The organism is Streptomyces alkaliterrae, assembly GCF_007097205.2.
Taxonomy (GTDB): domain Bacteria; phylum Actinomycetota; class Actinomycetes; order Streptomycetales; family Streptomycetaceae; genus Streptomyces; species Streptomyces alkaliterrae.
Genome location: NZ_VJYK02000176.1, coordinates 1 through 11,704 on the forward strand (window position 1 = coordinate 1; position 11,704 = coordinate 11,704).

The 11,704-nt window shown below is 72.0% G+C and carries 13 protein-coding genes; 8 read left to right on the forward strand and 5 right to left on the reverse strand.

What is annotated here, in order from left to right:
* Nucleotides 1-149: 149 nt before the first annotated feature.
* Complete coding sequence (locus tag FNX44_RS16830) at nt 150-335, forward strand: hypothetical protein (protein ID WP_143649083.1); 186 nt, start codon at nt 150-152, stop codon at nt 333-335.
* Between the two features lie 161 nt (nt 336-496).
* On the opposite strand, the gene FNX44_RS16835 is transcribed toward FNX44_RS16830, so the two are convergent.
* Entirely contained in the window at nt 497-847 is a 351-nt protein-coding gene (locus FNX44_RS16835) for a metal-sensitive transcriptional regulator (RefSeq protein WP_143649084.1), read from the reverse strand.
* Between the two features lie 202 nt (nt 848-1,049).
* On the opposite strand from FNX44_RS16835, the gene FNX44_RS16840 reads away from it, so the two are divergent.
* The gene (locus tag FNX44_RS16840; protein WP_143649085.1) at nt 1,050-1,670 is read left to right on the forward strand and encodes a DUF47 domain-containing protein; all 621 of its coding nucleotides are present in this window, start codon (nt 1,050-1,052) and stop codon (nt 1,668-1,670) included.
* 5 nt (nt 1,671-1,675) lie between these two features.
* Complete coding sequence (locus tag FNX44_RS16845; protein WP_143649086.1) at nt 1,676-2,674, forward strand: inorganic phosphate transporter; 999 nt, start codon at nt 1,676-1,678, stop codon at nt 2,672-2,674.
* Between the two features lie 43 nt (nt 2,675-2,717).
* Here FNX44_RS16845 and FNX44_RS16850 read toward each other — a convergent pair whose 3' ends face one another.
* Nucleotides 2,718-3,833 (reverse strand): DNA alkylation repair protein, encoded by a 1,116-nt coding sequence (locus FNX44_RS16850; protein ID WP_143649087.1) that lies wholly within the window; start codon nt 3,831-3,833, stop codon nt 2,718-2,720.
* Between the two features lie 92 nt (nt 3,834-3,925).
* On the opposite strand from FNX44_RS16850, the gene FNX44_RS16855 reads away from it, so the two are divergent.
* The 4 genes from FNX44_RS16855 to FNX44_RS16870 all read left to right on the forward strand — a co-directional run bounded on the left by FNX44_RS16855 (nt 3,926) and on the right by FNX44_RS16870 (nt 7,782).
* Nucleotides 3,926-4,498, forward strand: a complete 573-nt coding sequence (locus tag FNX44_RS16855; protein WP_143649088.1) for a hypothetical protein — start codon at nt 3,926-3,928, stop codon at nt 4,496-4,498.
* A gap of 109 nt (nt 4,499-4,607) precedes the next feature.
* Nucleotides 4,608-5,276 (forward strand): TetR/AcrR family transcriptional regulator, encoded by a 669-nt coding sequence (locus FNX44_RS16860; RefSeq protein WP_143649089.1) that lies wholly within the window; start codon nt 4,608-4,610, stop codon nt 5,274-5,276.
* Entirely contained in the window at nt 5,273-6,952 is a 1,680-nt protein-coding gene (locus tag FNX44_RS16865) for an FAD-binding dehydrogenase (protein WP_143649090.1), read from the forward strand. The genes FNX44_RS16860 and FNX44_RS16865 overlap by 4 nt, the downstream gene beginning before the upstream one ends.
* Nucleotides 6,949-7,782, forward strand: a complete 834-nt coding sequence (locus FNX44_RS16870; RefSeq protein WP_143649091.1) for an SDR family oxidoreductase — start codon at nt 6,949-6,951, stop codon at nt 7,780-7,782. Before FNX44_RS16865 ends, FNX44_RS16870 begins: the two co-directional genes overlap by 4 nt.
* A 69-nt stretch (nt 7,783-7,851) precedes the next feature.
* On the opposite strand, the gene FNX44_RS16875 is transcribed toward FNX44_RS16870, so the two are convergent.
* Nucleotides 7,852-8,841: a helix-turn-helix domain-containing protein gene (locus tag FNX44_RS16875; RefSeq protein WP_143649092.1), complete on the reverse strand. Its 990-nt coding sequence runs from the start codon at nt 8,839-8,841 to the stop codon at nt 7,852-7,854.
* A gap of 106 nt (nt 8,842-8,947) precedes the next feature.
* Here FNX44_RS16875 and FNX44_RS16880 point away from each other — a divergent pair, with 106 nt between their 5' ends.
* Entirely contained in the window at nt 8,948-9,223 is a 276-nt protein-coding gene (locus tag FNX44_RS16880; protein ID WP_143649093.1) for a hypothetical protein, read from the forward strand.
* A 27-nt stretch (nt 9,224-9,250) separates the two neighbouring features.
* Here FNX44_RS16880 and FNX44_RS16885 read toward each other — a convergent pair whose 3' ends face one another.
* Together FNX44_RS16885 and FNX44_RS16890 are read right to left on the reverse strand one after the other, a co-directional pair.
* Complete coding sequence (locus FNX44_RS16885) at nt 9,251-9,976, reverse strand: potassium channel family protein (RefSeq protein ID WP_143649094.1); 726 nt, start codon at nt 9,974-9,976, stop codon at nt 9,251-9,253.
* A 2-nt stretch (nt 9,977-9,978) separates the two neighbouring features.
* Complete coding sequence (locus FNX44_RS16890) at nt 9,979-11,310, reverse strand: TrkH family potassium uptake protein (protein WP_228449946.1); 1,332 nt, start codon at nt 11,308-11,310, stop codon at nt 9,979-9,981.
* Nucleotides 11,311-11,704 lie beyond the last annotated feature (394 nt).

Here is an 11,704-nt window from a genome sequence, read left to right on the forward strand (position 1 = left end):
GTCGGGCCTTCCTACTCTGAGAGCGCGGTGGGTCGATCGCGGTGACACGCGCCACGCGCGCCCCTCCGTCAGGGGCGGCGGGGCGCGGGTCGGACCGAACGGCGGTGTCCGGCCGCCCGTGGTCGACCGCGCGGCCGAGGAGGTGGGGGATGGCGGGGGAACGGTACGCCTACGAGGACGAGGCGCTACACGAGATCGAGCTGTACGGGGAGTTGATCATCGCGGCCGCGGCCGATCCGGCCGAGCGGCTCAGCCTCGCCCGCATCGACGAGGTCCTCCGGGTCCGCGGTGCGCGGCGACGACCGGAGGAGGACAGCCCGCCGGGCCGGCCGTGACCCACACGGCGCCGGTCGTGCCTCACCATCCCCGAGGGGTCGGTTTTCGGCCATGTGCCACGCGCCCCGTCGGGCGCGGAATCGCCGCTGGGAAGTCCGCGCGGCGGCACCCGGTTGAACCCGCGGCGGCCGGGGGATGGACGGACGCCCCGGCGGGCGTGTCAGGTGCGCAGCAGTCGGGCGATGGCGGCGCTCGCCTCGGCGACCTTGGCGTCCATCTCCTCGCCGCCCTTGGTGGCAGCGGCGGCGACGCAGTGCCTCAGGTGCTCCTCCAGCAGCTGGAGGGCGAAGGACTGCAGCGCCTTGGTGGAGGCGGAGACCTGGGTGAGCACGTCTATGCAGTACACGTCCTCGTCGACCATGCGCTGGAGGCCGCGGATCTGCCCCTCGATCCGGCGCAGCCGCTTGAGGTGGGCGTCCTTGTCCTTGGAGTAGCCGTGCGGTCCGTTCGGCGAGGGCTGGTGGCACTCCGCCTCGCCGGTCGCGACGGTCGGGGTGTCGGGCGCGCTCATGGGGTTCTCCTGGGTCGACTTCTGGGGATATACCCCGCGTGGGTATATCGTACCTATTTCCCGCGGACGGGCGGAGCAGTACCTTGGGCCCGGTGCTCGGCGGGGCGTCCGATGGGTGACACTGGTGAACGCCACTCAGCCGTGGCCGGATGATGCGCTTAGCATCAACGAGACTGACGCCAATGCACCCTGAGGACAACCTGTGCGCTTCCGTCTGACCCCCAGGGAGACGAGCTTCTACGACATGTTCGCCGCCTCCGCGGACAACATCGTCACAGGCTCCAAGCTCCTGATGGAACTGCTCGGGGCGGACGTCTCCGCACGGGCTGAGATCGCCGAGCGCATGAGGGCCGCGGAGCACGCGGGCGACGACGCCACCCACGCGATCTTCCACCAGCTCAACTCCTCCTTCATCACCCCCTTCGACCGCGAGGACATCTACCGGCTGGCCTCCTCGCTCGACGACATCATGGACTTCATGGAGGAGGCCGTCGATCTTGTCGTGCTCTACCAGATCGAGCAGCTTCCCAAGGGCGTCGAGCAGCAGATCGAGGTACTGTCCCGGGCCGCCGAACTGACCGCCGAGGCCATGCCGCACCTGCGCACCATGGAGAACCTCACCGAGTACTGGATCGAGGTCAACCGGTTGGAGAACCAGGCGGACCAGATCCACCGCCGACTGCTCGCGCACCTCTTCAACGGCAAGTACGACGCCATCGAGGTACTCAAACTGAAGCAGATCGTCGACGTGCTGGAGGAGGCCGCCGACGCGTTCGAGCACGTCGCGAACACGGTGGAGACGATCGCGGTCAAGGAGTCCTGACCACCGTGGACACCTTCGCGCTTGTTGTTGTCATCGGCGTCGCGCTGTTCTTCACCTACACCAACGGATTCCACGACTCCGCGAACGCCATCGCCACCTCCATCTCCACCCGCGCCCTGACTCCGAAGGCCGCGCTGGTGATGGCCGCCGTGATGAACCTGGCCGGCGCGTTCCTCGGCAACGGCATCGCGAAGACGGTCAGCGAGGGCCTGATCGCCACGCCCACCGGCTCGACGGGAATGATGATCCTGTTCGCCGCGCTGGCCGGAGCGATCACCTGGAACATGATCACGTGGTACTTCGGGCTGCCGTCGTCCTCCTCGCACGCACTGTTCGGCGGGATGGTCGGCGCGGCACTCGCCGGTTCCAGCACGGTCTACTGGTCGGGTGTGCTGGAGAAGGTCGTCATCCCGATGTTCCTCTCCCCCCTTGTCGGCCTGCTGGTCGGCTATCTGGTCATGACCGCCATCCTGTGGATGTTCCGCAACGCCAACCCGCACAAGGCCCAGCGCAACTTCCGCATCGCCCAGACCGTCTCCGCCGCCGGTATGGCGCTCGGCCACGGCCTCCAGGACGCCCAGAAGACCATGGGCATCGTGGTGATGGCCCTTGTGATCGCCGGCGTCGAGGAGGAGGGCGACGCGATCCCGGTCTGGGTGAAGATCGCCTGCGCCGTGATGCTGTCGCTCGGCACCTACGCGGGTGGCTGGCGCATCATGCGCACCCTCGGGCGGCGCATCATCGCCCTCGACCCCCCGCAGGGCTTCGCCGCCGAGACGACGGCGGCCTCCGTCATGTACACCACCGCCTACATGTTCCACGCCCCGATCTCCACCACTCACGTGATCACCTCGGCGATCATGGGCGTCGGCGCGACCCGCCGGGTGAAGGCCGTGCGGTGGGGCGTCGCGAAGAACATCATCGCCGGTTGGTTCATCACCATGCCGGCGGCGGCCACGGTGGCGGCCGTCAGCTTCTGGGTCGTCAACCTCGCCTTCGGCTGACCCGACCGCCGCGCGGCCCGTCGCCGCCCAGGCCGTCGCCGCGTCAGTCGCGGGCGGGTGGCGGGCCCCCGGCGGGCAGCAGGGTGAAGGCGACCTCCGGGTGCCGTCGGCCGTTGGTCTGGAGCTGGACGGCGTGCTCACCCGGGTGGTAGCGGCGCGTGGTGAGCGGGCGTATCGAGTGGCGGCGCGTGGTGCGCCAGGTCTCCCCCGGTTCGAGTGTGCGGGTGGCCAGCTTGAAGACCTTCGGGTTGCGTGTGCCGTTGGCCTTGAGGTGGTGCACGACGTAGTCGACGACCACCGTGGCGGCGCGGTCGTGCTTGTTGGTGACCGCGCATTCGAACTCCAGATGACCGCCCAGCGTCACCGTGTCGGCGGCCAGCCGGGGCCCGTCGACGACCAGCGGCACGTCGGGATCGTGGCCGAGGGCCGCCAGCGCCGCCGTGTCGCCGGCCTTTATCAGCGTCCGCAGGCCGTGCCGGACCACCCGCTCGGTCGTGGCGGCAGGCGCCGCCAGCCACCGCCCGGCCGTCTCCACTGCCAGCGCCGGGTGCTCCCCGCTCACGTCGTTCAGATGGTTGGCCACGGATCTTCGGACGTACTCGGAGTCGTCCCGGTAGAGGGCGTCGAGCAGGGGAAGGACCGGCGTCGGGTCGGCGGCGAGCGCGGGCAGCCGCACCGCCCAGGGCAGCCGGGGCCGGGTGCCCTCGCTCGCCAGCCGCCGAACGTGCGGGTCGGGGTGGTCGACCCAGCGACGGATGACGGCCAGGGCTCGCGGCTGGTCGGCCAGGAGGAAGGGCCGCACGGCGAACTCGGCGGTGAGCCTGGGTGTCAGCTCCGCGAGCAGTGCCAGCGCGGGCTCGAACGCGTCGTCGGACTCCCGGCCGCGCACGGCGACCGCCTGGCACACCGGCATCGTCATCCAGCCCGTGAACTCCGGATCGCCCAGCGCCGCGCGGACGACCGCCGCGAAGGCGGGGAAATCCCGCGGGAGATCGGCCAGGACCGCGTCCCGCAGCAGCTCGACGCGCTCGCCGTAGGCCCGGCCGGCGAGCGCGTCGGCGCAGGCCCGCAGCGCGGTGGCAGGCCGGGCCGGGCCGACCAGCCGGGTGGCGAGCGCGTCCGCCGTCTCGGCGGGGAGGAGTTCGTCTGCGAGTGGCATGAGCCCATGAGAACACCCGCCACTGACAATCGGCCTCCGCGCCCTGACCGTCGCTGGACCCGACTGTCAGTGCCCGGTGCTCTCATGACGGCATGACAGTGCACGACCTCGTGAAGGTCCTCCCCGGCCCGGACGTACTGCTCGCGCGCTGCCGGGCGTACGCGGCGCTCGACGCCGAGCTGGGCGGGGAGTGGCCGTACCACCGGTTCCAGCCGCGCGACGCGGAGGGAGTCGCGGTCGCCGAGTGGGAGAGCGGCGGCGGTGACGAGTACCGCGTGGTCTTCGATCCGGCAGGCGTGCTGCTCATAGGCTTCGACCACGAGTCCCCGGCGACGCCGTGGCGGGTCGAGCCGCGCGCGCACTGGCCCGGGCTCCTCGACGGCGTGCCCGCCGCCCTGGCCCACCACCTCACCGACCCGGCCTTCCTGTTCGACGGGTTCCTGGACGCCACGGTGTGCGTCTGGCGGGAGGCGGGGGCGGCTGCGTGGTCCTGCGGCCCGGTGCTGTTCGACGGGTACGACGATGCGGACGCCGACGGTGCCGACTGGCTCTTCGAGACGCTGGTGGGCGGTGTCGACGCGTACGTGGCGTTCGCCGAGGACATCTACGGCCGCCCGGTGGACCGGGGGCTGGTGGCGTCCGTCGTCGCCGGGTCGTCGACCTGACCGGACGCCGACCGGACGCCGACCGGATACCGACCCGGCGAGGTGGTGTCCGACCTCTTGTCGATACACGCGTGTACTCGATACGTTCCTGTATCGAGAGGAGCCGCCCATGCCCCCGCCCGAAGCACGGCCCAACGCGCGGCCGGTGAGTGCGCGTCGGGCGCGCACCCGGCAGCGGCTGCTCGACGCCGCGCTGGAGGTCTTCGCCGAGGAGGGCTTCGGTCGCTCCACCGTCGAGCAGGTCTGCGAGCGGGCCGGCTTCACCCGAGGCGCCTTCTACTCCAACTTCACCTCCCTCGACGAACTGTTCCTCGCCATGTGGGAGCGGCGCTCGGCGCACATGTTGGACGATCTGCGGGCGGTGCTCGCGGACGTCGCGCCGGACGGTCCGCGGGCGGCGCTGCACGCGGCGCTCGCCGCCGTCCCGGTCGACGACGCCTGGTACAGGGTGACCGCCGAGTTCACCGCGCACGCGTTGCGCCATCCCGCGTTGCGGCGGGTGATGGCCGCCAGGGAGCAGGCGATCCTCGAGACGATCATGCCGGTCGTGGTCGCCGCGCTGAGCCGGGCGGGCCGCAGGGTCACCGACGAGGAGGCGCTGGGCCGCGCCCTGGTCGCGGTGCACGACGGCACCTCCGTGCAGGTGCTCATGGAACCGGACAGCGCGTCGGTACGGAACCAGCGGGAGCAGTTGTTCCTGCACGTCCTCGACGCCTACAGCGCACCGAGCGAGCATGCCGCGTCGCCCGTCCCCGTCACGCCCGAGGAGCCGCAGTGAGCAGTACCTCAGACACCCGTGAAGCCGCCGACGTCATCGTCGTCGGGGCGGGACTGGCCGGCCTGGTGGCCGCCTACGAGCTCACCCGGGCCGGTCGCCGGGTCCTCGTCGTCGACCAGGAGAACGAGGCGAACCTCGGCGGCCAGGCGTTCTGGTCGCTGGGCGGCCTCTTCCTGGTGGGCAGCCCGGAGCAGCGCCGGATGGGCATCCGGGACTCGGTCGAGCTGGCCTGGGCGGACTGGTCGGCCTCGGCCGGCTTCGACCGGGAGCGGGAGGACCGCCGGCCGCGGCAGTGGGCCCGCGCCTACGTGGAGTTCGCGGCCGGGGAGAAGCGCCGCTACCTGCACGGGCTCGGGCTGCGTCTCACCCCGACGGTCGGCTGGGCGGAGCGCGGCGCGGGCACGGCGACCGGGCATGGCAACTCCGTGCCACGTTTCCATCTCACCTGGGGCACGGGGCCGGAAGTGGTGCGGGTCTTCGAGGAGCCGGTGCGTGCGGCCGCCGAGCGCGGTCTGGTGGCTTTCCGCCATCGGCACCGGGTGGACGGCCTGGTCGTGGAGGGCGGCGCGGTGGTGGGCGTGCGCGGCTCGGTGCTCGCCCCCTCGACGCTGCCACGGGGTGCGGCCTCCAGCCGGGAGGCGGTGGGCGAGTTCGAGCTGCGGGCGCAGGCCGTGGTGGTGACGTCCGGCGGTATCGGCGGCGACCAGGCCACGGTCCGGCGGAACTGGCCGGTCGAGCGGATGGGGCCGCCGCCGGAGTCGATGATCACCGGCGTGCCGGCGCACGTGGACGGCCGGATGCTGCGGATCACCGAGGAGGCCGGCGGTTCGCTGGTCAACCGGGACCGGATGTGGCACTACACCGAGGGCATCCGCAACTGGGACCCGATATGGCCGGATCATGCCATCCGGATCATCCCCGGCCCGTCCTCGCTGTGGCTGGACGCGACGGGTCGGCGGCTCCCGGCGCCGCTCTTCCCCGGCCACGACACACTGGCCACGCTGCGGCACATCCTCTCGACCGGGCACGCGCACTCGTGGTTCGTGCTGACCCGCTCGATCGTGGAGAAGGAGTTCGCGCTCTCCGGCTCGGAGCAGAACCCCGACATCACCGGCAAGGATCTGCGGATGGTGCTGGCCCGGGTGCGGGGCGGCGCGCCCGGCCCGGTTCAGGCGTTCCTCGACCAGGGTGAGGACTTCGTGGTCCGGCAGTCCCTGCGTGAGCTGGTCGACGGGATGAACGCCCTCACCCCCGAGGCCCCGCTGGACCACGGGCGGGTGGAGGCCGAGGTCGTGGCCCGCGACCGCGAGGTGGGCAATCCGTACTGCAAGGACCTCCAGCTGATGGCGGTCCGCAACGCACGCAGCTACTGGCCGGACAAGATCACCCGGGTCGCGAGGCCGCACCGCCTCCTCGATCCGGCGCACGGCCCGCTGATAGCCGTGCGGCTGCACGTGCTGACACGCAAGACGCTGGGTGGGTTGGAGACCGACCTGGACTCGCGGGTCCTGCGGTCGGACGGCTCGCCGTTCGACGGGCTCTACGCCGCCGGCGAGGTCGCCGGCTTCGGCGGCGGCGGTATGCACGGGTACAACGCGCTGGAGGGCACCTTCCTCGGCGGCTGCGTCTTCTCCGGCCGCGCGGCCGGCCGCGCGCTGGCCCGGAGCCTGGCATGACCCCGCCGATCCGACCGAGCCGGTCGAGCCCGCCGACCCGGCGGACGGCGCTGGTCACGGGCGCGTCCTCCGGGATCGGCGCGGCGGTCGCCGCGGCGCTGGTGGCGCGCGGCCACCGCGTGCTGGGCACCAGCCGGGACCCGGCCTCGGTGGCCGAGCCGCTGCCCGGCGTGGAGTACCTGGCGCTCGACCTCGCCGACGAGTCGTCCCTCGTCTCCTGCGCCGAGGCGGCGGGCCCCGTGGACATCCTGGTCAACAACGCCGGCGAGAGTCAGAGCGGTCCGTTGGAGGAGCTGCCCATGGAGTTGGTCCGGCGGGTGTTCGAGCTCAACGTGTTCGGTGCCGTCCGGCTGACGCAGCTGGTGCTGCCGGGGATGCGGGCGAGGCGGTACGGGCGGGTGGTGATGGTCGGCTCGATGCTCGCCAGCTTCCCGCTCGCCTACCGCTCCTCCTACGTGGCGTCGAAGGCCGCGCTGCGCGGCTTCGCGTCCGCCGCCCGGCGGGAGGTGTCCGGCTTCGGCGTGGCGGTGACCACGGTGGAACCCGGCGCGGTCAACACCGGCATCAGCGAGCGCCGCACGGGCCATCTGGCTCCGGCTTCGCCGTACTCCGACGGGTACCGCACGATGCTCGCGGCGCTGAACGCCAACGAACGCGGGGGCGTCCCGGCGGAGCGGGTGGCGGCGACGGTGGTCCGGGCGATCGAGGCGGCCCGGCCGAAGCAGCTGTACGCGGTCGGCAGCAACGCGCCGGTGGCGTTCGCCCTGCGGCGGTTGCTGCCGAGGTCGGCGGCGGAGCTGATGGTCTCCCGGCGGCACGGTCTGCGCTGAGCGAGCCTCACGGTACGCCCTGGGCGAGTACCGATCCCGCGGCAGGCGGCCGCCGTCGCGGGGCGTCCCTCACGCGGTGGCCGGCTGCGGCGGGGCGTCCGGGGTGGCGCCGCGGAAGGTGCCGCGGTAGGCGTGCGGGGTGGTGCCGAGGCGGCGCAGGAAGTGGTGTCGCAGGGCGGCGGCGGTGCCGAAGCCCGCGCGGTCGGCGACGGCGTCCACGGTCAGGTCCGTCTCCTCCAGGAGGTGGCGGGCCCGCAGCAGCCGCTGGCCGAGCAGCCAGCGGTAGGGCGTGCCGCCCGTCTCCTGCTGGAAGCGGCGGGCGAACGTGCGGGGTGACATGTGCGCGCGGGCAGCCAGCTGCTCGACGGTCATCTCCTCCGCCAGATGCTCGGTCATCCAGCGCAGGACGTCACCGACGGCGCCGCCGCGCTCCGGTGGCAGCGGGTGTTCGACGTACTGCGCCTGGCCGCCCTCGCGGTGCGGCGGCACGACCATGCGCCGGGCGATGCCGTTGGCGACGCGGCTGCCCTGCTCGGCACGGACGATGTGCAGGCAGGCGTCGATGCCGGCGGCCGTTCCGGCGGAGGTGACGACCGGGCCGTCCTCGACGTACAGGACGTCCGGTTCGAGGTGGGCCCGGGGGAAGCGGCGGGCGAGTTCGGCGACGTCACGCCAGTGGCAGGAGCAGTGCCGGCCGTCGAGCAGCCCGGCCTCGCCGAGCACGAAGACTCCCGAGCAGACGCTCAGCACCCGGGCGCCCCGCTCCACGGCGGCACGCAGCCCGGCGAGCAGTTCGGCCGGGTACTCGGTGCGGCGGGAGTGGTCCTCCGCCGCCGGGATGATCACCAGGTCGGCGGCGGCGAGCCGGTCCAGGCCGTGCGGGGTGTCGATGGTGAAGCCGGCGTGGGTGCGCAGCGGCGGGGGCTCGGCGGCCACCACCGCGAAGTCGTACACCGGCAGGCCCTGGTCGCTCCGGTCGGTGCCGAAGACCTCGGCGGCGACGCCGAGTTCGAACGCCTTGACGCCCTGGGTGACCACTGCCGCCACGTTCTGGAGCATGCCGTCGAGTATGGCAGGACCGGCCCGTGAGTGATGGCAGTAATTCGACGCCCGCTGACGGTCCTGCCACTGCCGCCCGGCCCGCCGAGGGCGAAGAGTGGACCCCATGAACGCACTGACCAGTACAGACATGCTCATCGCCGTCGGAGTACTCCTGCCGGCGATCCTTCCGGCGATCGTCAGCACGGTCCGCGAGGGCGGCCTGGCGGACCAGCTGCGCGCGGCCCGCCGGGGACGGGACACCCGGACGGGCGTCCTCGTCGTCTTCGACCTCGCCTACGGGCGCCACGGCGACCGCGTCCGGTTCGCGGAGGCCGGCCGTGAGGCGGAGGCGGACCGGTCGGACCCGGCGGACCGGCACCCGGGCCGTCGCGTCGACTGATGCCCCGCCCGCCCCGGCGCCGGCGCGTCACTCCAGTTCGGCGAAGCTCTCCACGGCCTGCGTCCGGCCGGTCACGATGATGACGTCACCCGGCTGGACGACGGTCTCCGCCGTGGCGTACGTGAAGTCCTGGCCGGAGCGCTTGATGCCGACGACGGTGACGCCGTAGGTGGCGCGGACCCCGGTCTCGCCCAGCGGGACACCGGTCGCCACCCTCGGGGCGATCGTCTTGACCAGCGCGTAGTCGTCGTCGAACTCGATGAAGTCCAGCATCCGGCCGGTCACCAGGTGGGCGACGCGTTCGCCCATCTCGTGCTCCGGAAGCACCACGTGGTGTGCGCCGAGGCGTTCGAGGATCATGCCGTGCTGGCGGCTGATGGCCTTCGCCCACACGTTGGGGACGCCGGCCTCAAGCAGGTTGGAGGTGACCAGGATGCTGGCCTCGACGTCCGACCCGATGGCGACGACCGCGCTGGAGAAGTCGTGCACCCCGAGTTGCCGCAGCACCTCGTCGTCGGTGGCGTCGGCGACGGCCGTGTGGGTGAGCAGATCGCGGTGGCGCTGGACCCGCCGCTCGTTCTCGTCCAGCCCGACGACGTCCCACTTCCGCGCCATCAGCTCGGCGGCGAGCGAGCTGCCGAAGCGGCCGAGGCCGATCACGGCTATTCGCTGCTCACCGTGGGCCGGGCGGCCGACACCGGCTCGCCGCTTCTTCTTGCCACGCGCACGCAGCCCGTGGAGGAGGTTTCCCATCGTCATCCAATGATCGGTCGTTCTTCGGGATGCTGAAAGCGCTGGGTGCGCTCGCGCAGGGCGAGCGCGGAGACGAGGGTGATCGGCCCGAGCCGGCCCACGAACATCAGCAGGATCACGATCAACTCGCCCAGGGCGGGCAGTTCGCCGGTGAGTCCGGCCGACAGGCCGACCGTGCCGAAGGCGGAGACGGCCTCGAAGAGCACCACTTCGAACTCGTGGTCCACAAGAGTGAGCAGCGCGATCGTGGCGCCTATCACCAGGCCGACGCCGAGCAGCGCCACGGTCAGCGCCTGGCGCAGCACGTGCGGGGCGAGCCTGCGCCGGAAGATGCCGGACGTCGGCTCGCCGCGCACCTCGGCCAGGATGGCCGCGCCCAGCACGGCGAAGGTGGTCACCTTGATTCCGCCTGCAGTGCCCGCGCTGCCGCCGCCGATGAACATCAGCACACAGGTGCTGAGCAGCGTGGCCTGCTCCATCGAGCCGACGTCGACGGAGTTGAAGCCGGCCGTGCGGCTCATCGCGGAGTGGAAGAAGGCGTTCAGCACCTTCTCGCCCGTGTGCAGCGGGCCGAGGGTGGCGCCGTTCGACCACTCCAGGAGGAGGGTCAGCAGAGAGCCGAGGAACAGCAGGAGCGCGGTGGTCCCCAGAGTGAGCTTCAGGTGCAGCGACCAGCCGATGCGGCCGGTGGCGCGGCGGCGCGCCCGGTGCCTCAGCAGCTCGATGATCACGGGGAAGCCCAGGCCGCCGAGGATCACCGCGACGGCGATGGGCAGCGTGATCCAGGGGTCCGCGGCGTACCGCTCCAGGCTGTCCGGGTTGAGGCTGAAGCCCGCGTTGTTGAACGCGGAGATCGAGTGGAAGACGCCGTCCCACAGCGCCTCGTGGAAGGGCGTCCCGTAGTGCAGGAAGAACCGCAGGATCAGCACGGCGGCGGTGACGCCCTCCACCACCAGGGTCACCAGCGCGACCCGGGTCAGCAGCCGCCGTACGTCGCCGATGCCCTGGCTCTTGGTCTCCGTCTGCGCGGAGAGCGTCATGCGCAACCGCAGCTTGCCGGCGATCAGCAGGGCGAGGAGGGAGGCGAGGGCCATGATCCCGAAGCCGCCGACCTGGATCAGCGCGAGTACGACGCCCTGGCCGAAGCCGCTCCAGTGCTCCCCGGTGTCGACGACGACCAGGCCGGTGACGCAGACCGCCGAGGTGGCGGTGAACAGCGCCTGGACCAGGTCGGTGGGTTGCCCGTCGCGGGCCGCCACCGGGAGCGCCAGCAGGGTGGCACCGGCCACGATGGTGACGGCGAACGCCATGACCACCGCCCGAGCCGGATGCATCCGAAAGAGCATCCGGCCCAACGTCAGACCTGCCACGTCGCACCGTTCCCAGACATACGGACCTTGTGCCCCGGGCACTTCCCGGTGGGCCGACGGGAACGATAGCTCCGTCGGATGGCCGGAAAAGCACCTTTACTGCCCGGGACCGGGAACCTTGACGCCGCTTTGACGCGGGGCTCCGGTCGAGCGGAAGCGCAGGCGGGGGCGGTGTTCGAGGCGAATCGGGCGGAGGCTAGTCTTCCGGTTCGGCGGGCGGATCGCCCGCCGAACCGGAAGACCGCCGGACGCCGCAAATCGCCCGAACGGCCGCGCCACCGGGTCCTCCGTTCGAGTCAGTGCTTCGTCCCGGAATCTCCGACCCCCGCCGCCGCAACAAAGCCCCCCTGAGCTCCCC